Source organism: Micromonospora sp. NPDC047740, from assembly GCF_043204735.1.
Taxonomy (GTDB): Bacteria; Actinomycetota; Actinomycetes; order Mycobacteriales; family Micromonosporaceae; genus Micromonospora.
Genome location: NZ_JBIDCT010000002.1, coordinates 18,187 through 45,160, shown reverse-complemented (window position 1 = coordinate 45,160; position 26,974 = coordinate 18,187). Strand labels below are relative to the sequence as shown.

Here is a 26,974-nt window from a genome sequence, read left to right as displayed (position 1 = left end):
CGGATGTCGATCCGGTGGGCTCGTCGTGTGTTCGGCCATCCTGCGTTCACCGGGATCTCCCGCCGGCATCTGCACCTGCTACGTGCTGAGGTGTTTCCGATGTGGTTGGCGGGTCGGGAAGGCCGGTTGCATGCCCGTCGGGGTGGTGACCGGCTGCGGGCGGCTTGTGCTGGTCGTCGTCTGACACTGCGGTTCGCTGACCGGCTGGTACTCACCCTTGCCCATCTGCGTCTTGGGGTGCCGCACGAGGCCCTGGCCGTAGCGTTCGGGGTGGACCGCTCGACCGTGACCCGGGCGATCGGGCAGGTCCGGCCCGTGCTGGCCCGTCGCGGGTTCGCCCGCCCCAGCGGGATCCGGCTGCACACCCTCGCGGACGTGTTCGCCTACGCCGCGGCCGAAGGCGTCACCCTGCGGGTGGATGCCACGGAGATCCGGGTACGTCGGCCCCGCGTCGGCCGGCCTGGGCGCAAGGCATTCGTGTCGGGCAAAGCAAAGCAGAACACGATCAAGGCCACCGTCGTGGCGGACGAGTACGGCACGACGCTGTGGTGCGGCGGACACCGACCGGGCCGGATGCACGACACCACCGCCGTACGGGTCGAAGGTATCGACACCTTGCTGCACGCCTACCCACAGGTGAAAGTCCTGGTCGACGCCGGCTACCAAGGCATGGCCAAGGACCACCCCGACCAGGTCACCGCACCGCCGCTGAAACTACGCCCCGGCGCACCCGAAGCCCGACAAGCTCAGTGGGAAGCCGAACGCAAACATCAGTCCTCCCAGCGCATACCAGTCGAACACGCCATCGCCGACCTGAAATGGTGGCGCCAGTTGCAACGCTTCACCGGCCGTTGAGAACTGCTGCCCGAAACCATCGACGCCATCGCCGGCCTGGTCTCCGACCGCATGATCACCTGGTAACGACAACCTTGTATAAGCGGCAGGTTGCAAGGCACTTCTAATGTGCACAAGATCGTTAAGCCCACGTGACGCTGGAAATGTCCACGTCCTGCACCGGCGCGCATGCCTGATGCCAGGCGCGGGCCAAATCGTCCCGGTTGTCGTTCAGCAGACGGGTCACGTCGGCTTGGGAGTGAGGTCGCAACGCCTTCCACGTGGTCAGCCGCTGCAGGAAGCCCGCCCACCAGCTGTCCCGAAATCTCCATCTGGGCTCTGGGCGGCCAGCATCTCGTAGTCGCTGTTGTGGAAGTCGTTCGGCCAACTCGTCTTCGTCTGCCACCACCGGACACCGGCAGCGAACTGCTCCCTGTCGATCGACAACACGCGCGCAGCCTATGACCCGACCGCAAGCCTCAACATCAGACGGACGCGACACTGGGGGCCGGCCCCTCACCAATGCCCACTGCCGCCAGCGGCGCTCCGCAGAGACCTCATCAGGTGCACCACGACGGACGTTGTGACAACCACCGACGTCCAAGAGCACCGCGCCGCGTCCCGGCAACCACCGACCGGTCCAACGGCTCCCGAGCACCCACCGAGCGACCACCCACCACCGCCGGACACGAAGAAGACCCCGACTCGGTGTGAGCCGCCAGGTCAGGGCCTTGATCTTTGGTGCGCCGCCAGGGACTCGAACCCCGAACCCGCGGATTAAGGTTCCGTCGATGCCGTGCTCATGAGTCCCGCACGGCGATGGCAGTCCCACTTGCGCCTACCAGTCCATTGACTGTGGGCCGCCGTGTGCCACCGGATGCCCGTCGTCCACGGCGCGCGAGCACCCTTTGAGCACCCGCATACCGCGATCCAGACGACCATAAGCCAGCTGAGCGGAACCGCTGCTTGGCCGGCCACGCTACTCAGAGCAGCGGGCGTAGGGGTCCTTGTGCGTCGCTCGTGTCCGCCGTACCGTGCAGGAGTCGGGACGCCGGTCTATCCGTCTCCCCTTGCTTGCCGCTTCCTCTCGCGGAGCCCACCTCGCGGCCTGAACGCCGAGGGCTACAAACCGCTCGCGGCCCCACCCCACCTGACTGGCGAAGGCCTATCGCCGACCTGCTGTCTCGCGCGTTCCCCTGCCCCGCTGAGCCCCTCGCTGCCGCGCCCGCGGTCAGCGTCGCGCCTGCCGTGAGAGGAGTACCGCCATGATCACCCGATTTCATCACGTACCGCAGGACGCTGTCCGCGCCTGGTTTGCCGAGGCCTTTCCGCACCAGCCTGTCCTGCGCGCCGAGATTGCGGCGGACCTTCGCCGCTGTCCGGTCCTGCTGACCGACCCGCCGAACAAGTCGTACTTCGGCCACGTTGTCGAACTCGCCATCGGCTTGGCCCTCTGCGATCAGAGCCCGTACCCTCGTCTGCTCCACTGCCTCGGCCCCGGCCTCGCAACCCGGTTGCTCACCATGGCCGGCTATCAACCCGAGCTTGCCGGTGCCGCAAGGTACGACGCAGGGCGCCGTAACGACCCCCCGCTGCACCCGGCGCACCTCTTCACCGCCGCCAGCCGACTCGCTAACGTTCGTATCCTGCTCAACGAATTCGATCGTCATTACTCCGACGCTGTGGCTCGCACACGTTATGTCCTCGAGCGGTACCCGCACCTCCTCCACGGTCGCCCCCAAGAGACGTACCAGACGAGGCATGCCTTCCGTACCGTCTGGTCCAGCTACTCCAGCGGCCTCCAAAGCGCTCTCCGCTCGTACGGACCGGCGACCGCACAGTTGCCCCTGCTCGACGGACACCGCCAGGCCGACTTCCTCCTCGGCACCACCGTGCTCGAAGTGAAAAGCGGCCGACTCGACGAAGGCCACTACCTCGACGAGCTGATCCGTCAGATTCTGACGTACGCGCTGCTCGCCCTTCACGACGGTCACCACGTCACCCACCTCGCCGTCTACGCGACTCGATACCAGCGGCTGCTGCGATACCCCATCGACAAGCTGGCCAACCAGCTCGCCGGCACCCCAATCGACCTCACCGCAACCGGAGCCGAACTGGCCGCCCTCATCAGGGACCAGCCCCGCCGAAGGTCGGAGGCCTGACCGCAAGAGCGGCCAAGGAGACCGGCATTCGGCCGCTCGGCCCATAGGACCCACGCCAGGGGATCGACAACAATAAGGTCTGTCTTAGGGAGGTCGTCGATGGCTGGGCTGTTCGACGGGTTCGAGGGCTATCGCGTGGTGAGCGAGGCCGAGTCGCGCCAGGCGTTGACCACCGCGCTAGTCGCGGTAGACGCGAACGTGCTTCTCAACCTCTACCGCTACAACGCTCGGACGACGGCGGACCTGTTGACGATCTTCGAGAAGCTCGGTGACCGTCTCGTCGTGCCGTATCAGGCTATGCGCGAGTTCCACCGCAATCGGCTCCGCGCCATCGGCAATCCCGAGCAGGCGACAGGCGAAGCCCGCGCCGCCCTGGAGAAAAGCCGGGCAGCGGCAGTGCGGGCTCTCGAGACCTGGTCCAAGCAGTTGGCCATCGACGACGCCGAACTGCAGCGATTGCACGTTGACATCGATGGCGTGTTCCAACGCCTACGGGATGCGATCGACCGAGCCACACCCGACCGCGTTCACCCCTCCACACCGGCCGATGCGGACCCGGTACTGAGTAGACTCTCCGAGCTCTTGGCCGGCAGGGTCCTCCGACGCCCTGGGGACAAGGTCTGGGACGCTCTGATCGCCGAGGGCAATCAGCGCGTTGACGAACTCATACCTCCCGGCTATCTGGACGCAGAAAAGGGCGACCAGTATCCGGAGGGCGCGGCTGGTGACTTCCTCGTCTACCGACAGGCATGCCACGAGGCGAAAACGCGGGACATGGACCTCATCATCGTCACGAACGACGAGAAGGAGGACTGGTGGTGGCGCCGCGGGCCAGACATGATCGGCCCGCGACAGGAGATGACGAAAGAGTTCTTCGACAGCACGGGGCGCCGTCTGTTCCTGATGCGGGCCAGCGACCTGCTGAACCGATCCCAGGCTCTCGATGTCGAGGTCAATCCCGAGTCCGCCAGAGACGCCGACGTCAACCGCGCAGATATCCACGAGCCTGGCAAGTGGACGGCTGAAGCGGTGGACATGCTGCTCCAGCAGCTACGCGGCGAAGGACGACGCGACCTAGCCGACGTGATCACTGCCGCCGCGTCTGCCGGCGGCACCATCAGTCGCGAAGACATCTACACCCTCTGCGACTACCGCGAGGATCGGATGCTGCGCGGTATCACCCGACCAACCGCCCGGATCACCGGCGACCTGCAGGCCGCTAGGGTCCTACCGCCCTCCGTCACACCGATGATGAAGCCAGTTTACATCGACGCCGGCGCCTTGAGTGCCATCCGAATCCCGTCGGAGGTTGTGGATATCCTCAACCCGAACACAACACCGCCCAGCACAGGGCTGGATGCAGAAGCAAGCGGCAAGTATCAGCCACTCGCTGACTATCTGGCGGCTCTGGATACCGAAGCGACGTCAATGACCTTCGGTGAGATCGAAGACATTCTCGGCGACACGCTTGCATCCTCGGCCCGCAAGCACCTCCCCTACTGGTACTCTCCGCAGAACTCACTGGGCAAAGCGATAGCAGCGGCAGGCTTCAAAGCTCGCGGTGTACGGACGGAGACCGAAACGGTCGAGTTCGTCCGGCGCTCCTAGACCAGTCACCCCAAGACGGCCCGACCGCCGCGACGGAACCCCTGCGGCGGCCTTGCCACGGCGAGCAACGCGGGCGGTGAGAGTCGCTATCGCCGACTGTCAGCTCCGCAAAGTCCAGCCGGCGTTGACAAGGACTGCGTGCCCTACGAAGCTGTCAACACCGGCCAGCTTCCAATGGAGCCGGAACACATTGGAATACGCTCGACAATCTGCTACGAGGTGGCTCAGGGCTAATACATCGCTCAGCTGTGCTTGCGGGGCCGCCCGCGCTTCGATTTTAGTGGACGCCAACCGCGTAGATCCTCCTCGGTGACAACCCACCGGACCATCAAGTCGTCCAGCAGCGTGCGGTGGCGCTCGTACTGCTGGTCGCCACACCATTGCTTCACCCATGGCAGCAACTCGAGCAGACCGGCGAGCAGCGGAACGGCGTCATCGCGAGTCGGCGCGGCTGACGCGAGGTCGGACAACACCGTGGCCCGGTCCTCGACGGGCCAGCCGGCCCACCCCACCACGGCATCCTTGATGGCGCCTCCCGAGCGCGCATAGGACACGAACCTTTCGCCAGGCATGTCGTACTTGCCACGGTGTCGCCAGTAGCTCACCTTTAGGAAGTCGGCGCTGCTGTATTTCGGTGGTAGCGAGACCGGCACGGTAAGACCCAGGTCCTGTTCCCGTTGCAGCCGCCACGTCTCCTCCCACTCAGCGCGCTTCGCGATGCCCGAATCTCGATAACGTAGGGCGGCGAGGTAGGGGACGACCTCGTCTGCGAACAGGCCCCTCACGACGTCGACCAGCGGTTGGCCTGGTGCGTACAGCTCAGCGGCCTGGATGATCGCTGGGTCCTCGCCCAGCAGCTCGGCGAGCCTTATGATCGTTTGCGGTCGTGCACGCCTTGCGCCGTCTGCGTAGTCGTACCAGAGCTCGGCCGTCTCGCACCTGTCGAGCAACCAGGTCCGCAGCGCACCGGCCGCCATGACGGCCCAGCCCGGGGAGGCCCATCGTCGTTTGAACTCCGGCCGTTCCAGAGTCTGCAACCGACTGTCCCGCTGTATCGCGTCGATGCGCCGCTTGACCACCTCACGGTAGGACGGCGGCCAGTGCGCAGGTAGATCGGTGGTCGGAAGACCGCCGTGCCGCACAAACCAAGCAGTGTCCAGCTCGCCGACGACCATCTGTTGGGCCATGGCGATCTCGAAGGCTCGCTCGCCGAAGCTCAGTGGCGGAACGGCGGAGGCAGCGGCCAGCAGGCCCTCGTCCTCGGTCACGCCATACCGGAGATAGACCTCCCAGTCCAGCTCCTCCTGCAGGGCCACCATGCGGGCGCGGATAGCTTCCCAACGGGAGCGAGCCGTGGAGAATCCTTCGCGGCTCGGGGACTGGTGGCTGAGGACCGCCGCGGGAGTGACCTCAGATAGCTCCCGGGCGAGCTGGTCCAACTCATCGGCGTACGTGGTGTGCAGCTTCTCGGGCAATGGGAGCTCACGTAGCCGGGTGGCGGCGATCTCGTAGAAGGCGTCCCAGTGTTCGCCGGTGCCGGTCTGGTCGAGGCCCGGCTTGCCCTTGCTGTTGCTGCCTTGCTTAAGCCAAAAGCAGACCGAAGAACTGTTGAGCCATGCGGTCAGGTCGGTGCGTCGCTGTGCCGGCGCGTCGGGGGGGAGCTCGATGATCGGCGCGGATTGCAGTGGCACCTCATTCCTGTGCAGGGAGGCGAAGTGATTGTGGGTGGCGATCCAGGAATACGTGATCAGCCGGTCGTGGGTGCCCATCCGACCGATGAACTGATGCCAGCCGTACCAGGGTCTTCCGCTCTGGTCGGGAGATCCTCCCTCAAAACCGGATGGGCGGTTCTGCAGCACCAGCCTGTACGGCCACAGCCGTCGTAGATGCGCGGGATGCTGCTCGATCGGGACGATGTTGCCCGATGAATCGTACGGGCAGAATGCGTGGCGGTCAGCCCGGGCGTTCCAGTCCCGGACCTCGGAGCCGGAGATCACGCCCACGAGGGCGTCGTCAGCAGGAACTCCCAGCGTTGCGAAGGTGTGACGTGGCGCGGTGAAGATGTCATCCGATCCCGTGTTGGCGAAGTATCCAATTCGCACCACATAGTCGTTCAGCCGACGTGGCGCACCGGCGATCTCCGCAAGGACCTCGTCCGCCTCGCTTGTCGCAATCCTCAGCGGAAACGAGCGGAGTTGTTCTTGGCTGACGTAGCGAGACGCCGACCACGTGTCGGCGCGACCAGGATGCGCCGTCTGTCGCAGCAACGATCGCCAGACCGGTGCCCGAGCCGGATCGGACGGGACGGCCGGCTCGCCACGCAGACCGGCCACGGTGAGCACCGGCGCCGCGTCACGAGGCCGCTCATTGCGGCCGATCAATATCACGGTGGGCGTGCCGTGGCCTGGAATGAACGCGCCCGAAGTGTCGATGATGTGGGTGAGCGCAACCCGGTGCCCGAAGAACTCCTCGATGAGCCTTCGACCGAACTCGCGCTTCATGAACGAGTTGGACGTCAGCTGACCGACATGGCCACCGGGCCGCGCCAACTGGAAAAGCCTCTGCGAGAAGGGGATCGTGAGGGCGTACTTGCCGACGCAGGCGTCGTACAGGGCACGGTAGACCCCGTCGAGGATCTTGTCCCGCACGGTGGTATAGGGCGGATTGCCCACCACCACGTCGTAGTTGCCGCCGAAGGGGTCCTCGACCAGCGAATCGGCGACGGCTACCGAGAACTTCCAGTCGAACCCGGCAACCTCGCTGAGCCTCGTGGCGCCACACGCGCGCACCGCAGCCATGAGCAGGCGGAACCGGGTGATTGCCGCGGCGAAAGGGTTGAGATCCACCCCGTGCACGGAGCGCAGCGCACGACCGACCAGATCCTCGACAGCAACCGTGGGAGCGGCCCGCTGCCAGACGGAAAACAGCCGCGTGAATGCCTCCAGGACAAAATGCCCCGACCCGCAGACCGGATCCATCAGGCGGAGGCCCTCATGCCCACGCTCCTGGATGGCAGGTTCAAGCGTGAGATCCAAGATGAACTCGGTGACGAAGGAAGGCGTCTGCAGTAGGGCGTACTGCTTGCTGGCGCTCTCATCGATGACCTGGTAGAGGTCGCCTAGGAAGCCGGTGTTCAGGTCCACGGCGGCGAGGTCGTGCGCCTTGCCTCCGTCGGCGTCGGGACGATTCCAGAAGGCGACCAGTTGGCTGGCCATCTGTTCCGAGATCGGCAGGTCGAAGAGCGCGTTCTGCCCGCGCTCGAACAGCCCGGTTCCCGGATCGACCGCAGCGAAGGACTCGAACCGGGAGAGGAGCCAGGGCAGCTGCTGGCCCGGCGCAGGTGACGACGGTGGATCGATCAGGCGATTATCCTCCGCGAACCGCACAAACAGGGCGCCCAGTACCCACGCGACTGCTGCTTGGCCGACCTGCACGTCCGAAGCTTCGCCGGTCCGGGATGTGCGTAGATCCTCTTCCACAACCCGCACGAGTCGGCGAAGATGGGTGGATAGCTCCACGATCGACACGCTGAGACTCGCCTCCTGAATTTTTGACCCGTGTTAGAACACCAGCTACTCTACCCTCACAGCTTCCCCTCTCCGCCGCACGCTGCTCGCCATCGACAGGCACGGACGTGCCCCGGTGCCTGACAAGCATCCGGGAACAGCCGGAGGCCACGAAAGGACGGATCGGCAATGACTCCTCCGACGCGCCCCCTCTGGCTCGCGGTGATCATCATCTTCAGCCTCATGGTGGGCGCGGCCGCCGGGCTGCTGACAGGGATGAGCTCGAGAGATCCGGTCGCCGGGATCTTCACCGGAGCCGCCAGCTTCAGCGGCACCGTGCTCCTCCTGCTGGCGATAGCGGCATTCCTCACCTCGTCGCCGGGCCGGCCCTGAGACTCTGGATGCACAGCCGATGAGCCGCACGCGAGCGCCGCTGGGCCTGCCGGCCCAGCGGCGCTCGCGTGGTAGGCCCATCTGGGTTCCGAAACCCTCGCCCGTCCTGCTCATACCTTTTTCGATCACCGTGATGAGTACGCGGTGCCTCGGACCCACTTGACCCAACGCGACGCGATCTTCACCGAGCGCTGGGCGAGGATGACCGGTTGCCCCGTTCCGGCTGGCCGACCTCGGCGTGACCAACACCGTCGCGTCGCTTGCGGGGAACATGCGGCGCACCGCCGCCTACTCCAGCCCCCAGGCCGAAGGCGCGGGAGCCGCAAAACGTACGTCCGCGAAGCCGCTGAGCCGGTCAGCACGGCAGCCAACACATCTACCGATGTCCAACCATCCGTCTTTACCGCTCTAGCCAATCAGCCAACACGAATCCCGCGGATGTACATCTTCTCGCAGGGCGGCAACTTGCTGAGCGGAGACGGTGGTGATCCACTACTGACCGGATATGCTCCTGCGGCCCAGGGGCGGTAGGTTCGGGGACGGCCAGGCGCGGTGCGGAGGGTGAACGGTGGCAGAGGCTGGGCAAGACCGGTGGATCGAGGTCTCGCCCTCGCAGTTCCCGCACGAGGCTGAAGGGTTGGCACTAGTCCGCGCGATCATGCCCGGCGAGACGCCGTTTCGGGCTTGGTCGAACTTCGAGTTCCGCGACTCGCGGGGTCGATGGCACGAGGTAGACCTGCTCCTGCTCGGCCGTAAGCAACTGCACCTCATCGAGCTGAAGTACTACTCCGGAACCCTCCGCGGCGATGACCAACGTTGGACCCGCGATGGCCGGCGGCCGGAGGATTCCCCGCTCAAGCTGGCGCGGCGCAAGGCGCAGTTTTTCGCGAGCAAGCTGAAGGACGAGCTGCGTCTATGGGCGCAAGAGCAGAACGTGCAGATTCCCGACGAGCGAGACGTCATCCCGTTCGTACAGGAGGCAGTCTTCCTGCACCATCCCGATTTGCGATGCGCTCTTGGCTCGTCCAGCGCGATCAACCTCTACGGCCTGGATAACCGCAGCACCCAGAGCAATCTCACCGGAATCTCTGAACTGGTGCTTGAGCCTGCGGGGCGACGGGCGATCGGACCGAACCAGGAACACATCCTGGTGAAGCTGCTCGAACGAATCGGCCTCGTGCAACGCCGGGAGCGTGAGGCAGGGTCCTGGATCATCGAGGACCAGGCCATCGACTCGGACGAGGGCTGGCAGGATTGGCTCGCCTACCACCGGGTGGTCCAGCAGGACCGTGCCCGGATCCGGTTTCGGGTCCTGCCACCCACGGCGGGGCAGCAAGAGCGGGCGTCGGCCCGGCGGATCGCGGAGCACGAGTTCCGGGTCATGTCGCGGCTGCAGCACGACGGGCTGCTGCGCCCGCGTGACCTGGTCGAGTCCGAGCTCGGCGTCGGGCTGGTCTACCCCTACGACCCGCAATGGCAGCGCCTTGACCTGTGGCTGGCCGGCCAGGATCAGGGTGTGCCGCTGGCGACGCAGTTGTCGATGATCCGCCAAGTCGGCGAGGCGCTGCAGTACGCCCACAACAACCGGGTCGTGCACCGCGGTCTTATCCCCCAGGCGGTCTGGGTGCGTCCGGTTGCCGGCACCCAGAGCGATGTCAAGGTGCGGGTCGGTGACTGGCAGGGCGCCGGCAGTGTCCAGGGCGCCGCGGCCACCCATTCTTCGGTCCACGGGGTGACCTCCCTGGTGGACGCCGCCCTCGCCGACCAGGGACCAGGAATGGCCGAGGTGTTCAGCGCCCCGGAGGGGGCGTGGAGCGCAGACGCCGACCGTATCCGGCTCGATGTGTTCGGGCTGGGCGCAGTCGCCTTCTACCTGATTACCGGGAGACCGCCGGCACCCAACCGGAACGCTCTCAGGCAGCGCCTGCGCGACCAGCACGGCCTCGACCTGGCGATCGAGCTACCTCAGGTCCCGTCGACGCTGCGATCACTGGTCCTCAAAGCGACCGATCCGGCGCCCAGTCGGCGGACGGCCGACGTCGCGACGTTCCTGTCGCAGCTCGCCGCAGCAGAGCGCGACGCCGCGACGAGTGAGGAGACCGATCCGCTCGAGGCGGCACCGGGCGCGGTCCTCGACGGAAGGTTCCGGCTAGTCCGGCGCCTCGGGCAGGGCTCGACCGCGGTGGGTCTGCTCGTGCAGGATCTGCACGTCGAGGGGAACGGCGAGTGCGTCCTGAAGGTGGCCCTCGACGATACCGCCGCAACCCGTCTCGACGATGAGGCGGAGGCGCTGCGGCGCCTCGACGTCCCGCGGATCGTAAAGGTCCTCGAAGGACCGATCGTCGTCGGTGGCCGGCGAGCCCTCCTGCTCGAAAGTGCCGGACCGGAGACTCTCACCACCGCGCTGCGGACGCGCACCCGCCTGTCATTCGACCTGCTGGAACGGTACGGGACGGACCTGCTGGACTGCCTCGTCGCGCTTGACAAGGCCGGGATCGACCACCGGGACATCAAGCCGTCCAACCTGGGCGTACGGGAAAGCCGCGGTGACCGCACCAAGCACCTGGTCCTTTTCGACTTCTCCCTGACCCGCGCTGCAGCCTCCGCTACGCAGGCCGGCACCCCGCCTTACCTCGACCCGTTCCTCACCGGCACACGGGACCGATACGACTCGGCAGCGGAACGATATGCCGCCGCGGTGGTTCTCTTCGAGATGGCGACCGGCAGCACGCCGGTCTACGGGGACGGCGAGGGCGACCCGGGAAGCATCCCGGATGACGCGACCATCAGGCCGGAGATGTTCGACGCCACGCTCGCCGGTGACTTGGTCGACTTCTTCCGCAAGGCGCTGGCCCGCGATGCCGGCGCCCGGCACCACACCGCCGAGGCGATGCGAGCCGCATGGCTGAGGATCTTCGCGAAGGACGCCACGACCGAGCCCGACGAGTCCTACGACGAGCTGGCAGCTCGGGCGACGCTGACCACGCCGCTGCGCGACTCCGGGCTCACCGCCCGCGCCCTGTCGGCGCTGGAACCCTATGCCGTCCAGACGGTCGGCGAGCTGTTGACCGTCGACCCCGTTCAGCTGTCCCGCCTTCAGGGCGTCAAGAACGCGACCCGCCTTCAGCTCACCTCGCGCATCAAGGAATGGCGCGCCCGGCTCGGCTCCGAGATCCGCGCGGCGGAGCGAAGCGGTCCGGAGCTCACCCCCACGGCAGCTGCAGACCTTCTGCTGAGCGTTGTCGCCACGCCGCGCTCACCGTCACGCGGTGGAGTCGTCCGCCTGATCCTGGGGTTCGAAACGACGCTCGACGCCTTCGCGACGCACGCTCAGCTCGGGGCGAACCTCGACGAGCCGGTCCAGCAGTCGCGCATCACGACGCTGCTCGGAACCCTGCAAGAGCGTTGGGCCGGGGATCACGACGCCCGAGCGCTTCTCGACCGGTTGGCCGAGGCGGTCTCGGCCCGTCTCACCGAACTCGGCTCGGTCGCGACGGTCGCGGAGTTGACCCGTACGGTGACAGAAACGCTCGCGCCTGAGACGCATCCCGACGAACGACTGGCTCGTGGTCTGCTCCGTTTCGCGTTGGAACGCCGCAAGGCGATGAACAAGGCCGACGGCTCGCAGCCACCCGTCTGGGTACGCCGGCGCGCGGGAGTGGTCACGTTGCTGGCCGAGGATCACGCGCTGTGCGATGTCGCCGAGTCGCTCGCCTCGGAGGCGGACCGCCTGGTCAACGCGACCGGCGACGCCGCGAACGCCGTCATCCCCGCGCAACGCGCGCAGGCCCGCCTCGAAGCGGCTGTCCCCACCGAGAGCGGATGGCCGGCAGCCCTCGCCGACCCGCTGCGCCGGGTGACTCTGGCCGCCGCCGCATCGACCCACGCGGCTGCCTCAGGTGCCGGAGATCTGCACCACCGCGGCTTCACCGCGGTCGCGGCCCTGGCCCAGACGTTCGCGGACTTCGGCGGGCAGCAGCTCACCCCAGACGAGATCCGCGAACGCGTACGGGTTCGGTTCCCCGCCGCGCCGGAGCTGCCGCGGCGGCCGACGCTCGACGGCCTGATCACGGAGGCTGGTCTCGGCCTGATCTTCGACGACCGGCTTCGGGTCTACCGGGCCCTGGACACCGGTTCCGCAACAACCGGGCTGGATTCCCGGTCGGCGACCAGTCTCGCGGTGACCACCTCCCCAGTGGGTGCCACGGGTGCATTGGGTGCCCGGTTGGAGACCTCGATCGGCAGCCGGTCATTCCTCGCGCTCGGCACCCGCGCCGATCGCCTGGGCCGTCTGATCGACGCCGTCCAGGCGCGGTACGGAGCGACGACGGTGGACCTGACCGGCGCGCTGCTGGACGCGCTGCGTGCGGTGTCCGCGGCCGCCAACATGCCCTGGGATCTGGTGCGCGCCGCCGACGCCGAACGGGAGTCGAGCCGTCCCCGTCGCGGTCTGGAGGAGCTGATCCGCCGATCCTGGCCCGAGGTCGAGGCTACCGTCGAGCGGGCGTTGTCCGCGGGTCGTGACGACTCGCCCGTGCTGCTCACGGACGCGTCGCCGCTCGCCCGTTACGGCAACATGGCGCTGCTCACCCGCTGGACGGACCTAGCCGCCTCGCGCCGCCGTGCGGTCTGGCTGCTCGTGCCGCAGCTCAACGGCAACCACGGTCCTGTGATTGACGGCCGGCCGGTTCCGCTCGCCGCACCCAACCAGTTCGTCAACCTCGACAACGAGTGGATCGACAGCACGGCTGCCCTGAGCGCAGCCACCCAGAAGGAGCAGTAGCAATGGCGGTCTCAACGGGGTTGACGGCAGCGCTCAAGAAGGTAGTCCTCGATCTGGAGGACGACCTTCGCGACCGTGTCACCTCGCAGCCCGACGTCCTGGCGAGATGGAAGCAGGAGCACAAGGCGGCGGAAAGCCGTGAGCGGACGGCCATGTCGTGGCAGGAATGGCGCGACGACCGGGTAACGCAGGCCGCCGTCGCGTGGGTGCTGACCACGGTCTTCGTACGATTCTGCGAGGACAACCGCCTGCTCAAGCCGGTCTGGATCGCCGGCCCCGCCGACCGCCGGCAGGAGGCGCTGGACGCGGAACTCGCCTACTTCCGCGCCCACCCCGAAGACACCGACCGGGAGTGGGTGCTCCAAGCGGTCGAATACCTGCGAAGCACGAAGGCGACCCGGGATCTGGTCGAGTCGCATTCTCCGCTGTGGACGGTTTCACCGTCGGGTCAGGCAGCCAAGCGGCTCATCGGCTTCTGGCGCGAACGCACCGCCGACGGCGACCTCGTCTGGGACCTTGCCGACCCCGACCTGTCGACCCGCTTCCTCGGCGACCTCTACCAAGACCTCTCCGACTACGCCAAGAAGACCTTCGCGCTGCTCCAAACCCCGGAGTTCGTCGAGGAGTTCATCCTCGACCAGACAATGGAGCCGGCGCTCGCCGAGCGACCGCTCGAAGGCTTCAAGCTCATCGACCCCACCTGCGGGTCGGGCCACTTCCTCCTCAGCGCGTTCGCACGGCTCAACGATCGCTGGGCTGCGTACGCGCCCGGTTTAGAGGTACAAGCCCGGGTGCAGCAAGTCCTTGACGCCATCCACGGCGTGGACCTTAACCCCTTCGCTGTCGCCGTCGCCCGCTTTCGACTCCTAGTCGCAGCGCTTCAGGCGGCCGACCTTGGATCCTTGGAAGACGCCCCAGCATTCAAAATTAATCTCGCAGCCGGCGATTCGCTGCTGCACGGGCGACAACAGCTCGCGCTGGACCTTCCCGGCCTCATCGACCATGATGCGGGACTTGGCGGGTTCACGTATGCGACAGAAGATCTTGTGGCGCTACGGTCAATTCTCGAACCGCTTAGATACGATGTCGTGGTCGGGAATCCGCCGTACATTTCAGCCAAGGATAAGAAGCTGAACTTAGCTTACCGCGAGCTCTACACGACTTGCAAGGGGACCTACGCGTTAACGGTTCCATTCATGGAAAGGTTCTTTCAGCTCGCTAAGGCTGCCGTAGATGACCGCCCAGCCGGCTGGGTAGGTCAGATCACCTCCAACTCTTTCATGAAAAGAGAATTCGGGTCGCGCTTAATTGAGGAATTCCTAAACAGGCAAGACCTCAGACTCGTGGTAGACACTTCAGGCGTTTATCTTCCTGGACACGGAACGCCTACAGTGATTCTGGTGGGGCGACCACAGCAACCAACGGGGGATACCGTGAGGGCCGCTCTCGGCATCCGAGGGGAACCAGGAAAGCCAGAGAACCCTGCAAGCGGCCTCGTGTGGACCTCGATCGTTGAAAATATTCGAAATGACGAATTTGAGAACGATTACATCTCTGTAACAAACATCTCGCGCGAGGCGCTTCGTAAGCATCCATGGAGCCTGTCAGGCGGCGGAGCTGCTGAAGTCCTTGCAGCGTTGAATGATTCTCGTAGGCCCTTGTCGAGCTATGTAACGAGAATCGGGTTCTACGGAGATTCACATGCCGACGAGGCATTCTTTCTGCCCCAGCACGTCATGCGCCGATGGGGTGTCACAGAAGGCCTGCTCCGCGAGGCGGCGCGTGGTGACTCAGTTCGCGACTGGTCCGTTTCCTTCGACGAGTATGCTCTTATGCCGCGCGCCCTAACCGGCGTGGAGTCCACTCAGCAGGCCCTGGGAGCTGGGATCAAGCTGTTTTGGCCATTGAGGACCGAGCTCTGGAACCGGGGCGTATTCGGCGGGGGAACATACCGATCCAGCGGACGAGATTGGCTAGACTGGCACCAACTGCCACTTGACCGAAATTCAGAACCAGCAGCTATTTGCTACGCCGAAGTTGCTACACATAATCATTTCAAGCTCGATCAGGGCGATAAAGTATTCAATCGAACAGCGCCGGTCATCAAGTTGCCGAAGGGCACTCCCGGTGAGACCTTTCTAGGCTTAGTCGGCCTGCTTAATTCTTCGGCCGCCTGCTTCTGGCTGAAGCAGAACTGCTACCCTAAAGGCGGTGACCCCGTGGGGGACTCGGGAGCCCGCGTGTCACAGCAGCCATGGTCGGACCGATATCAGTTCAACGCCACTGCTCTTTTAGGTTTCCCGATCCCTCGGAATCTCCCCTGCGGCAGAGCAGGCTCTTTGGAAGATGTTTCTGCGAGACTTGCAGCTGAGCTAGCAAGAGTCGTTGAATCCGCGACAACAGACCGCAGTCTGGATGCGTTGCAGGAATCAACTCAATTACTATTCAGAAGATTGGTGACCGAGCAGGAGGAGCTTGATTGGCAGGTTTATCATGCTTTCGGATTAATCAGCGAGGATTTGACATACGGTCAGGGGCCGGCACCCGATATCCGTCCAGGCGAACGAGCTTTCGAGATTGCACTTGCCCGCCGAACCCCGGGAAGTGCACATACTTGGTTTACCCGACACAGGATAGATCCAGCGACGGAGATTCCATCGCATTGGCCACAGGCATATCAGGATTTGGTACTAAAGCGAATCGATGCGATAAAGGCCAACAACCTTGTCGGCTTGATCGAGCGTCCCGAATTCAAGCGGCGCTGGGGGACGGAACCATGGGACAAACGAGTCGAGAAGGCGTTGCGGGCGTGGCTGCTGGACCGACTGGAGACCCGCTCGTACTGGTTCGATGCTCAGGGCCGGCCCACGGCGCGGTCGGTTGCGCAGCTCGCCGACATCGTGACCCGCGACGATGATCTCGTCTCCGTCTTGCAGCTCTGGGACGGCCGCAAGGACCGGTCGGTCACCCAGCAGCTATCCGCTCTGCTGGACACTGAAAGCGTGCCCTTCCTGGCCGCGTACAGGCTCAAGGACTCTGGACTTCGCAAGCGTGAAGCCTGGGAGCACACCTGGGAGCTGCAGCGCCGCGAGGACAAGGGCGAGAAGGTCGGTGAGATCCCAGTACCGCCGAAGTACGCAACTGCAGACTTCCGGAAGCAGCCGTGGTGGCAGCACCGGGGCAAGCTCGACGTGCCCAAGGAGCGGTTCATCCTCTACCCGGACGCCGGCCGCGAGACCGACCCCACCCAGTTGCTCGGCTGGGCCGGCTGGGACCACGCGCAGCAGGCCCTCGCCCTGAACGCGGTCATCGCCGACCGGGAGGCCGAAGGCTGGGCAGACGATAAGCTTGTCCCCCTGGTCGCCGGTCTCGCAGAGCTTCAGCCCTGGGTGCGGCAGTGGCACGACGAGACCGACCCCACCTACCAGCTCAACCTGGCGGACTATCTGGAGGAGCAGCTGCGCGGCCGCGCTCACCAGGTGGGCATGACGGTCGAGCAGCTTGGCGCCTGGAAGCCGCCAGCCGCCGGCCGCGGACGGCGGCCGAAAGCGTGACAGCCATGACGACGCAGTTTGAGGAGAAGGCGTGAACACTAGGCTCCGCGACGTCTTCGAAATTCCCGAGCGGGCCGGCGCGGAGGACTATGTTCTGCGTCTGACCGACTCGGTCGGACACAGCGCGGTCCAGCGCACGCTTGACCAATACGTCGTTACCGATGCGCTAGTCGAGGCATTCGACGCGGCGATGGGCCTGGTGGCCGAAGGGATCACCTCCGGTACGAGCCGTGGTTCGTTCCTCACTGGCTCGTTTGGTTCGGGTAAGTCGCACTTCATGGCCGTGCTGCATGCCCTTCTCCAGCACGAGCCCGCCGCTAGGGACAAGACTGAGCTTCATGCCGTGGTGACGCGCCACGATCCCGTCCTGCTCGACCGGAAGATCCTGCCACTCGCCTTCCACCTTCTCGGCGCGCGGACGATGGAGGAGGCTCTCTTCCAGGGATACATTCGCCAGATCGCCGAACGTCATCCAGGTACGCCGCTGCCCGCCGTACACAAGTCCGATGCTCTTCTAGAAGATGCCGAACGCTACCGAGCCCAGCTCGGTGACCAGCAGTTCTTTGCCGGTCTTAACGGCGAGGCAGACGGTGCGGGAGACGGCAAGGCCGACCCGTGGGCTGCCGTGCTGGGCGCCGGTGAGTGGGATGCGGTCCGCTACGCCGAGGCGCGTGCCGCCTCGGCTGCGAGTCCCAGCCGGCAGAAGCTGGTGTCGGCTCTGGTCGACACGTATTTCCGCTCATATACGCAGCAGGCGGAGTACGTGGACCTGGACACCGGGCTGGCGGCGATCTCGGTGCATGCCAAGAGTCTCGGCTACGACGCCGTGGTCCTGTTCCTCGACGAGCTGGTCCTGTGGCTGGCGTTCTCGGTGCAGGACCGGGAGTTCTTCCGCCGGGAGTCGCAGAAGCTCACCAAGCTGGTCGAGTCGTCCATCGGCGGGCGGCCCATCCCGCTCATCTCCTTCGTGGCCCGGCAGATGGACCTGCGGCGCTGGTTCGCCGACTCCGGTGCGAGCGGCGCGGAGCAGGACGCGCTGGACCGCGCGTTCCGCCACCAGGAAGGCCGGTTCGGGGTCATCCCGCTCGGCGACGACAACTTGCCGTACGTCGCCAACCGCCGCCTGTTGGAGCCCAAGGACGCCGAAGCTGCCGCGGTTCTCGAAGGTGCATTTCGTGCAATCGACCGGCGCCCCGCCGTCTGGGATGTGCTCCTCGACGGCGTGAACACCGACGAACGCCATCGCGGCTCCGACGAGAAGGCGTTCCGCCTCACGTACCCGTTCTCGCCGGCCCTGGTCTCCACCCTGCGCAGCCTCGCCAGTGTCATGCAGCGCGAGCGGACCGCCCTCAAGGTGATGCAGCAGATGCTCGTCGACCGGCGCGAGACACTGACCATCGACCAGATCATTCCGGTCGGCGACTCCTTCGACCTCGTGGTCCAGGGGCAGACCGGGCAGGCGTTGGACGCCGAGGCGGCCGCGCTCTTCCGATCGGCCAACAAGCTGTACACGGACAAGGTGCGGCCGCTGCTGCTCGGCATCCACGGCATCGACGAGCGGACGCTGCGGGAAGAGCCGGAGAAGGTTCCGCCCGGCTTCCGTACCGATGACAGGTTGGCTAAGACTCTCCTGCTGTCGGCCGTCGCTCCGAAGGTGCCGGCCCTGATGGCGCTGACCGCTGCCCGGCTCGCGTCGCTGAATCACGGGTCGATCGTGTCGCCGCTGCCGGGCGGTGAGGCGGCCGTGGTGCTGTCCAAGGTGCGCACCTGGGCCCGGGACATCCCGGAGATCCACCTGGACGGTGACGACCGCAATCCGACGATCAGGGTGCAGCTGTCGGACGTCGACTATGAGTCGATTGTGGAGCGGGCTAAGGCTGAGGACAACGATGGCCGGCGTCGTGAGCTGCTGAAGGACCTGGTCAGCCAAAGCCTGGGCGTCACGTTGGCGGGTCAGGATCTGCAGGGCGCATATCCGTACGACTTCGTCTGGCGTGGTTCGAAGCGCAAGGTCGACGTGCTTTTCGGCAACGTCCGCGACCGTAGCTGGTTGTCTGACGACCACTTCCGTGCCGCTCCGGACACTTGGCGCATCGTCATCGACCACCCGTTCGACGACCCTGGCCACTCCACAGTCGAGGACCTACGACGGCTGGACGAAATGGTGGCCCGGGGCGTACAGGAGCGCACCGTGGTTTGGCTACCGCGGTTCCTGTCGGATGACAAAATCCGTGAGCTGCGACGCCTGGTCATCCTCAACTGGCTGCTCGACGGCAGCGCCGAGCGCTGGCAGGGCAAGGCCGACCACCTCAGCGAGGCCGACCGTGCCCTTGCCCGGTCCATTCTGGAGTCGCAGCGCAATACGCTGCGGCGCAGCCTCGAGGATGCGGTGCAGCAGGCGTACGGCGCCGCGTCGCCACGCCCGGGCGTCCTCCTCGAGGACGCGTCGCACGAGCGGACCCTGTTCTCCTTCGAGCGGCGCTTCGCCCCGGCCAATCCGGTCGGCGCCACGCTCGGCCAGGCCTTTCACAATTTGCTCGATCAGGCGTTCAAGGCCCTATACCCGGCGCATCCCGCGTTCGAGCCGGGTGATGTGGAGGTCAAGGTCCGCGACCTCAAGGCCGTCGCCCGGTACGTCGCGCGGACGGCGGCGGACAGCGAGAAACGCGTCGAGCTGGTGGCCGATGCCGCAGTGGTGCGCCGGATCGCGGAGCCGCTCGGCGTCGGCAAGGCCACGGAGATGCACTTCCTGCTCGGTGACGATCGGTTCACCCCATGGGGTCAGGAGATCGAACGAGCACTCGGCCGGCGGGCGCAGGAACAGGGTAAGCCGGCCGACGGGCCGGTGACCGTCGCGGAGCTGCGGCGCTGGATCCGGGACGTGTCGCCCGCCCATGGCCTGCGGGACGAGGTCGCCGACCTCGTCATCATCGCGTGGGCGGCGCTGCGGCAGCGTGCCTGGTTCCAGCAGGAGACGGCTCTGCCGGTCGTACCGGAGCCGGGCTCGCTCACCCCGGTGATGGAGCTGCGCACTCAGGAGCTGCCGTCGGCCGATGATTGGGAGTCGGCGCGAACCGTGGCTGGCGCGATGCTGGGCGTTGTGGCCGGGGCGTATCTCACCGCGCCGGCTGTGGCCGATTTCGTCGGGCAGGTCGCCGTCAAGGCAGCGGAACTGTCGAAGACGGCGCCCGGGTTGGTGGGAGCGATTGAGGCGGCGTACCGGCGCCTGGAGATTGCGGACGGTAACCGGCTGAGGACCGCTCGAGCTGGGTCCGCGCTGGTGCAGCAATTGCGTCACCTCGACGGCGTCAAGCTCGTTCAGGTGCTGGCGAAGGCGAACCTCGGTGATGCCACACCGGTCGCGGCAGGCAAGTCGCTGGCTTCGGCGGACACGGTCGGGAAAGCGCTCACGGGATTTCCCTGGCACCGGCTGGACCCGCTGCGTGAGGCGATGAAGGGGGAGGACAGCCGCGCTGCGGACGCCGCCGCTGTCGTCAACGGCCTTCGGTCAGCGCTGGAGCAGGACGAGCTGCCGGTGCCGATCGGACGCGCGCTCGCAGTTTGCGAGGACGGAATCTTCAGCTGGCTAGCGAAAGCTGCGCCCTCGGCGGATCCTGAGCCCAAGCCCAAGCCATCCGTTGTGTCGGGTCCCACGGCCGGGAGTTCCAGTCGTGCGGGCGGAGCAGGCAACAGCGAGATCATGAACCAGGTGCGGAAGTTCCTGGACGCCAACCCCGACGTCACTGTCGAGGTGACGTGGCGAGTGCTGCCGTGACCGTCGCCGTGGCCACGACGCGGGTGAGCGCATCGATGGTGCTCGCCATCATCGACGAAGCCCTGGCCAAGAACTACCGTACCGGCGTCATCGGCCTCCGCGGCGTCCCTGATCGGGCCACCTCCGTCGACCTGCAGCACCAGGGCCAGACCGTACGGGTCCGGGTGGCCGAGTCCGCACTGGCGGCACGAGAGATGCTCGGCGAGCACCGCGACGGCGACTGGCTGGTGATCGTTACCGACCGTGATGACGACGATCTCGGTGCCGGTATCCTGGCTCATTTCGTCTGGCAGCGGCTGCGCAGACCGGATCCGTGGGAGGCGGTCCGGGCCCGGTTCGCGGCCGCCGGGATCGACCCCGCGTTGACCAGCCGCCCGGACAACCGGGAGCTGGCCACGGCGTTGGTGGCCGCCACCCCGGCCGCGGGCTGGCCAGCCGCGCCGGCCGGCGTTCTCACCCGTACCCATGCGCTTGGTGCAGTTGCCGCCATCCACCTCGACTTCGACACGGATACCGCCGATGTCCTCGGCGTCCTCCGCTGGTCAATCGCCGCGCGGAGTGTCGCCTCCCTCGGCGCTCTGCGCCGTAGCGTCGGGGACCTACTGGCCGACACCACACTCGACTGGATCGCCCAGCGTGCGGGCTCGGCGGCAGGCCCGATACGGGCGCTGCTGTCCCGCGGTGAACTCGCCGACGTGGTACCGCTCGGCTTGGTTCTGCGGCTGCTGACCAACGACCGGTACGACCCGCCAACGACGCATCAGGCTCAACTGGCTCTGGTCCGGCTCGAACCGCGGTGGGGCGAATACAGCCCTACGCCGGCCGCATTGGCCGCCCTCGGGCAAGCCGCGGACGCGCTGCTGTCCGACCTGATTCACGACCGGCGCGCCGACGACGACGTCGCTCGCTGCCTGGACCGGGCCGACGCGATCCTCACCCAGATCCAGGCCGAGCCGCTGGCCCGCCACTCTGAACTTCTCGCCGGCGGATTGCGGGCGCGCTTCGTCGCGCTCGCCGACGGCCTGCGCGGGGCCGTCACGGCACCCGGCCGCGCCGGCGACACGGACACCGTCGAGAAAGCCTGGGCAGCGGTGCGGGCCCACCGGCTCGCCGCGACCACGCCGTTCCGGGGAGCCTTCGAGGCTGCGGTGCGGCTGGTCCGATGGCTTACCGAGGTCGATTCCGCGCCCGGTACCCCCGCGAACACTCCCGAGTTGGGCCTCCTCGCCCGCCGATATCTGGACAGCGCGGCATGGGCCGACGCGGCGATCAACGACGCGTTCGGCGGGGTGGACGATCCGAGCCTGTCCGGTGCGCTGCACGCCGTCGTCACGGCCGCGCAGCAGCGGCGTCGCGCACAGGAACGCCACTTCGCCCGGGCGCTCGCCTCGGCGCCGACCCCTGCCGGCCGCGGTTTGCCAGCCGGCTCGGGAACCGTCTGGTACCTGGAACAGTTGCTGCCGGGCTGCGTCATTCCGCTCGCCCGCAAGACACCCGTACTACTGCTGGTCCTAGACGGCATGAGCGCCGCCGTCGCCACCGAGATCCTGTCCGACGCGACCGGGCGGCTCGGCTGGCTTGAGGCCGCCCTGCCTGGTGCCGATTCGCTGCGAAGGACGGCGGCGCTCGCGGTGTTGCCGTCGGTAACCGAGGTGAGTCGCGCATCCCTGCTCTCCGGCCGCCTCACCCGCGGGCAGCAATCCGAAGAACAACACGGCTACGCCGAGGTGACCGCCAAGGGCGGGAAGGTCCTCGCGCGGCTCTTCCACAAGAAGGCGGTGGACACCACAGCAGCAGGCTGGTCGGTCAGCCCGGATGTCGGCGGCGCCATCGACGACATCGAGCTGCCGCTGGTGACCGTCGTCCTCAACACGATCGACGACGCGCTCGACCGCAGTGACCCCGCGGGCACGGTCTGGACCGCCGATGCCGTCAAACACCTCGAACCGCTGCTCGCTCGGGCGGCCGCCGCAGGGCGGACCGTCGTCGTGACCGCCGATCACGGTCACATCGTCGAACGCCGTCAAGGCACCCAGCGATCGCACCCCCAGATTTCCAGCGCTCGTTCTCGCCCGGCCACCGCTCCCGTCCAGGAAGACGAGATCGAGGTCAGCGGCCCTCGCGTGCTGACAAACGACCACCGAGCCGTCCTCGCCGTCGATGAGACCCTCCGGTACGGCCCGCTAAAGGCTGGCTACCACGGGGGAGCGAGCGCGGCAGAGGTGGTCGTCCCGGTCGCCGTCCTCGTACCGGATGAGTCCCGCAACCATGCCGGTCTGGAGTTGCTGCCGCCGCAGGAGCCCACGTGGTGGCTCACCTCTGCTGCCGTTTCGCCGACACCCACCGACTCACCGGCTCCGAAGGCCGCGAGCGGCAAGAATCAAGGGGGGCGCCAGACCGGCCCGACTCTGTTCAATCAGGCGCCGTTTGAGCAGAACCTGTTCGACCAGGCCACGGAGGTCACCAAGCAACCGACGACGACGCTCGGCCGTGCCGTCGTGACCAGCCCCGTCTATAAGGCACAGCGGAAGATCGCCGGCCGCCTCATTGTCACCGACGACCAGATCGCCGGAATCATCGACGCGCTGGCCGGCGCGACAGCCAACCGGCTGGCGCCCATCCCCGCCGCCCAAGCCCTCGGCGTCGCCCAGACGAGACTGCGGGGTGCGCTGACGCAGGTCCAGCAACTACTCAACGTCGAGGGGTACGCCGTCCTGGCCGCCGAACCGGCCACCGGCACGGTCATGCTCGACGTCAAACTTTTGACCGAGCAGTTCGAGGTGCCCTCGTGACGCCGGACGTCTCCCAGCGACGCCGGCGCGAGGTGATCGACGCGCTTCGCCGTGGAACCGTCCCCGAGAGCGGTCTCGACATGCTCGCGGTCGGTCTCGACCGATTTTCCGCCGCCCTCGACGGTGAGCTCGACACGGTCAGCTCCGGTGGCGCCGTGTTCAAGGCGGTACGGGGCGAGTACGGTGCCGGCAAGACCTTTTTCACGCGACACCTGGCCGAGCGGGCTATTCGGCACGGCTTCGCCGCAGCCGAGGTGCAAATCTCCGAGGCTCAGACGCCGTTGCACCGGCTGGAGACCGTGTACCGGCGCATCACTGAGTCCATGCGGACGGCGTCGATACCACCTAGTGCGTTCCGCGCCGTCCTCGACTCGTGGCTGTTCACGCTGGAAGCCGATGCGCTCCAAGCTGATCCCGCCGCGGAGGCTGACGTGGGCGCGGCCGTGGATCGGCTCCTCGAACAGCGCCTCGCCCAGGTCAGCAAGCACTCCCCCCTCTTTGCACTGGCGTTGCGCGGCTACCGGGTGGCGTTGAGCGCCGGCGATACCGTCATCGCCGACGGGCTGGCCGCGTGGATGGCCGGACAGCCGCAGGTCGCGATGGCAGCGAAACGAGCCGCCGGCATTCGGGGCGAGCTCGACCATTTCGGCGCCATGGCCTTCCTCCAAGGGCTGCTCACCGTCCTACGGGACGCCGGCCATCCGGGACTGGTCCTCGTCCTCGACGAGGTCGAGACGCTGCAACGGGTCCGCGGCGACGTCCGGGACAAGGCACTCAACGCGCTGCGGCAACTGATCGACGAGGTGCACTCCGGCCGCTTCCCCGGGCTGTATCTCGTCATCACCGGCACGCCGGCCTTCTACGACGGGCAGCAGGGTGTGCAGCGCCTCGCCCCGCTGGCACAACGGCTCGCCGTCGACTTCGGCACGGATCCGAGATTCGACAACCCCAGGGCCGTGCAGATCCGCCTGCCCGGCTTCACCATCGAATCCCTAGTCGAGCTGGGCGGCCGCGTCCGGGACCTCTACTCCAACGGGTCACCCGCAGCCGGCCGGATACGGGTTCTGGTCGACGACACGTACCTTGACCAACTGGCCCGCGCCGTCGCCGGTGGCCTGGGCGGAAAAGTCGGCATCGTGCCGCGCCTGTACCTGAAGAAGCTGGTGGGCGATGTCCTCGATAGGGTCGACCAGTTCCCCGACTTCGATCCCAGGCGGCACTACGCGCCGACAATGTCGGCAGCGGAGATGACCGACGTGGAACGCAACGCCGCGAGTGCCGACGACATCACACTGGACCTGTGACCACCGCCGGCCTGCTGCATCCCGTGCTGCTGCACCACATTGTCAACTCCCTGCAATGGCCGGGCCTGCGTCCATTGCAGGAAGCCGCTGTGGAGCCGCTACTAGCCGGCGAGGACGCCCTGCTTCTCGCCCCGACCGCCGGAGGCAAGACCGAAGCCGCAGCCTTTCCGCTGTTGTCCCGGATGTCCGCCGAAAGCTGGTCCGGAACCTCGGTGCTCTACCTCTGCCCGCTCAAAGCCCTGCTCAACAACTTGCTGCCGCGCTGGGAACGCTACGCCGACTGGCTGGGACGGCGAGCCGCGCTCTGGCACGGTGACGTCACCGCGCCGCGGCGACGGGCCATCCTGGCCGCCCGCCCGGACGTGCTGCTGACCACGCCGGAATCGCTGGAATCGATGCTGGTCAGCCGCAACGTCGACCATCGGGCGTTCTTCGCAGGACTGCGCACCGTGGTCGTCGACGAGGTGCACGCCTTCGCCGGCGACGACCGCGGCTGGCACCTCCTCGCCGTCCTGGAACGTCTGACCCATCTGATCGGTCATCCCGTTCAGCGGATCGGGCTCTCGGCAACCGTCGGCAATCCGGATCGCCTGCTGACCTGGCTGCAGGGCTCCAGGGCTGGCGCCCGGGCTGGCCGCGTCATCGCTCCCGACCTGCCGGTCGCCGCGACGGCGACCGCGGCGACAGCGCCGCCGGGCGAGATCGAGCTCGACTTCGTCGGCTCCCTACAAAACGCCGCTACTGTGCTCGCAGGGCTGCACGTCGGTGAGAAACGGCTGGTCTTCTGCGAATCCCGGCAGGCCGTAGAACAGCTCGGCAGTCTCCTACGGGAGCGCGGCATCACTACGTTCCTGTCGCACGCCTCGCTGTCCGCCGACGAAAGAAGACGCTCGGAAGAGGCATTCGCCGAGGCGCGCGACTGCGTCATCGTCTCGACCAGCACACTCGAGCTGGGCATCGATGTCGGCGACCTCGACCGCGTCGTCCAGATCGACGCCCCCTCGACCGTGGCCTCATTCCTGCAACGACTCGGGCGCACGGGTCGACGGCCAGGCAGCATCCGCAACTGCCTCTTCCTCACCCGCAGCGGCGACGCCCTGCTGGAGGCGGCGGCCCTGCTCGTGCTCTGGGGCCGCGGATGGGTCGAGCCAGTCGTCGCTCCACCCGAGCCACGGCACATCGTCGCCCAGCAGATGCTCGCGCTCTGCCTGCAGGAGCACCGAGTGGGAGATCGCAACTGGTCGCAGTGGTGGAACGGTCTCGACCCCTTCGGACGCGCCGCCACCCCGATCATCCGCCACCTGATCCATCAGGGCTACCTCGACAGCGACAGCGACATGCTTTACATCGGCCCGGAAGCCGAACGGCGCTTCGGGCGCAGGCATTTCATGGCCATGACGGCAGTGTTCACCGGAGCACCCGAATTCACCGTCCTGGTGGGCCGCGATGAGCTGGGTCGCGTCGACCCGGCCCTGCTCACCGAGGAGGTGCAGGGCGATCGTCGATTGCTCCTCAACGGGCGAAGTTGGCGGGTCACCTACATCGACTGGCGGCGGCGGCGCTGCTTCGTCGAACCCGCCGATGGCGGCGGAAAGGCTCGCTGGACGACCGGGGGCTGGGCAGGCCTCGGATTTGAGCTGAGCCGCGCCATGCGCGAGGTGCTTCTCGGCGCCGACCCCCCGGTAAAGCTCACTCACAGAGCAGTCAAGCGGCTCGCCCAGGAGCGGGAAGAGCGGTCCGCGATGGTGCATCCGGGTGGCAGCGTCATCCTTCGCGATCGGCACGGCGATGACCTGCGGTGGTGGACCTGGGCCGGTTTCCGCGCGAACGCCACCTTGGCGGCCACGTTGACCGAGGTGGTCGACCCGGTCCAACGCTTCGATGACTGCCAGGTCCGCTTACGGGCGAATCTCTCTCGGGAAGAATGGCGGACACTCATCGCCGACGCAGATCAGCGTCTGTGCTTGCCCGAGGTCAACAATAAGGCTCTTGATGGACTCAAGTTCAGCGAAGCGCTGCCGGAGCGGCTCGCGCTGGCGACGTTAGCGTCTCGCCTCGCCGACCTCGGTGGCGCAACCGCTGTCCTGCAGGAGCCGACGCGGTTCGTTCAGACATAGCCAGGCAGTGTGTCAGGCCGGCGGTGTGACGTGTTCGAGTTCGGCTACGAAGTTCGGGAATGTGGCCTCTCCAGTCTCGGGCTCGATGGGGACCTCCGACACGATGCTCTGGCCCTCCAGTGCTGACCCTGGCACACCTCACCCTC

At 66.7% G+C, this 26,974-nt stretch carries 12 protein-coding genes and 1 tRNA gene; 10 read left to right on the top strand and 3 right to left on the bottom strand.

Annotated elements, in window-relative coordinates; translation table 11 throughout:
- Positions 1–3: 3 nt before the first annotated feature.
- A complete protein-coding gene (locus ACGF4F_RS04835; protein WP_393074874.1) occupies positions 4–855 on the top strand; it encodes a transposase family protein in 852 nt (283 codons plus the stop codon).
- 264 nt (positions 856–1,119) lie between these two features.
- On the opposite strand, the gene ACGF4F_RS04830 is transcribed toward ACGF4F_RS04835, so the two are convergent.
- Complete coding sequence (locus ACGF4F_RS04830; RefSeq protein ID WP_393074871.1) at positions 1,120–1,284, bottom strand: hypothetical protein; 165 nt, start codon at positions 1,282–1,284, stop codon at positions 1,120–1,122.
- A gap of 289 nt (positions 1,285–1,573) precedes the next feature.
- Positions 1,574–1,672 (bottom strand) — tRNA-Ser (locus ACGF4F_RS04825).
- 427 nt (positions 1,673–2,099) lie between these two features.
- Here ACGF4F_RS04825 and ACGF4F_RS04820 point away from each other — a divergent pair.
- Positions 2,100–2,996, top strand: coding sequence for a hypothetical protein (locus tag ACGF4F_RS04820; RefSeq protein WP_393074869.1), 897 nt, complete (start codon positions 2,100–2,102; stop codon positions 2,994–2,996).
- A 99-nt stretch (positions 2,997–3,095) separates the two neighbouring features.
- On the top strand, positions 3,096–4,604 hold the full coding sequence (locus ACGF4F_RS04815) for a PIN-like domain-containing protein (protein WP_393074866.1): 1,509 nt from the start codon (positions 3,096–3,098) through the stop codon (positions 4,602–4,604).
- Between the two features lie 242 nt (positions 4,605–4,846).
- Here ACGF4F_RS04815 and pglX (ACGF4F_RS04810) read toward each other — a convergent pair whose 3' ends face one another.
- Positions 4,847–8,122, bottom strand: coding sequence for a BREX-2 system adenine-specific DNA-methyltransferase PglX (pglX, locus tag ACGF4F_RS04810; RefSeq protein WP_393074863.1), 3,276 nt, complete (start codon positions 8,120–8,122; stop codon positions 4,847–4,849).
- A 177-nt stretch (positions 8,123–8,299) separates the two neighbouring features.
- Between pglX (ACGF4F_RS04810) and ACGF4F_RS04805 the strand changes: the two genes are divergently transcribed.
- The 7 genes from ACGF4F_RS04805 (at position 8,300) to ACGF4F_RS04775 (ending at position 26,828) form a co-directional block, all read left to right on the top strand.
- Positions 8,300–8,503: a hypothetical protein gene (locus ACGF4F_RS04805; RefSeq protein ID WP_393074860.1), complete on the top strand. Its 204-nt coding sequence runs from the start codon at positions 8,300–8,302 to the stop codon at positions 8,501–8,503.
- 568 nt (positions 8,504–9,071) lie between these two features.
- Positions 9,072–13,286: a BREX system serine/threonine kinase PglW gene (gene pglW, locus ACGF4F_RS04800; protein WP_393074857.1), complete on the top strand. Its 4,215-nt coding sequence runs from the start codon at positions 9,072–9,074 to the stop codon at positions 13,284–13,286.
- A 2-nt stretch (positions 13,287–13,288) separates the two neighbouring features.
- The gene (gene pglX, locus ACGF4F_RS04795) at positions 13,289–16,840 is read left to right on the top strand and encodes a BREX-2 system adenine-specific DNA-methyltransferase PglX (protein WP_393074854.1); all 3,552 of its coding nucleotides are present in this window, start codon (positions 13,289–13,291) and stop codon (positions 16,838–16,840) included.
- Between the two features lie 31 nt (positions 16,841–16,871).
- Entirely contained in the window at positions 16,872–20,615 is a 3,744-nt protein-coding gene (locus tag ACGF4F_RS04790; protein WP_393074851.1) for a hypothetical protein, read from the top strand.
- A complete protein-coding gene (gene pglZ, locus ACGF4F_RS04785) occupies positions 20,612–23,407 on the top strand; it encodes a BREX-2 system phosphatase PglZ (protein WP_393074848.1) in 2,796 nt (931 codons plus the stop codon). The genes ACGF4F_RS04790 and pglZ overlap by 4 nt, the downstream gene beginning before the upstream one ends.
- Complete coding sequence (brxD, locus tag ACGF4F_RS04780) at positions 23,404–24,711, top strand: BREX system ATP-binding protein BrxD (RefSeq protein WP_393074845.1); 1,308 nt, start codon at positions 23,404–23,406, stop codon at positions 24,709–24,711. The genes pglZ and brxD overlap by 4 nt, the downstream gene beginning before the upstream one ends.
- Positions 24,708–26,828, top strand: a complete 2,121-nt coding sequence (locus ACGF4F_RS04775) for a DEAD/DEAH box helicase (protein ID WP_393074842.1) — start codon at positions 24,708–24,710, stop codon at positions 26,826–26,828. The genes brxD and ACGF4F_RS04775 overlap by 4 nt, the downstream gene beginning before the upstream one ends.
- Positions 26,829–26,974 lie beyond the last annotated feature (146 nt).

Bases quoted from the DNA above. Each gene is read 5' to 3' on its own strand.
- pglX (WP_393074854.1), top strand. From the start codon at position 13,289: ATGGCGGTCTCAACGGGGTTGACGGCAGCGCTCAAGAAGGTAGTCCTC.
- ACGF4F_RS04835 (WP_393074874.1), top strand. From the start codon at position 4: ATGTCGATCCGGTGGGCTCGTCGTGTGTTCGGCCATCCTGCGTTCACC.
- ACGF4F_RS04820 (WP_393074869.1), top strand. From the start codon at position 2,100: ATGATCACCCGATTTCATCACGTACCGCAGGACGCTGTCCGCGCCTGG.
- ACGF4F_RS04805 (WP_393074860.1), top strand. From the start codon at position 8,300: ATGACTCCTCCGACGCGCCCCCTCTGGCTCGCGGTGATCATCATCTTC.
- ACGF4F_RS04815 (WP_393074866.1), top strand. From the start codon at position 3,096: ATGGCTGGGCTGTTCGACGGGTTCGAGGGCTATCGCGTGGTGAGCGAG.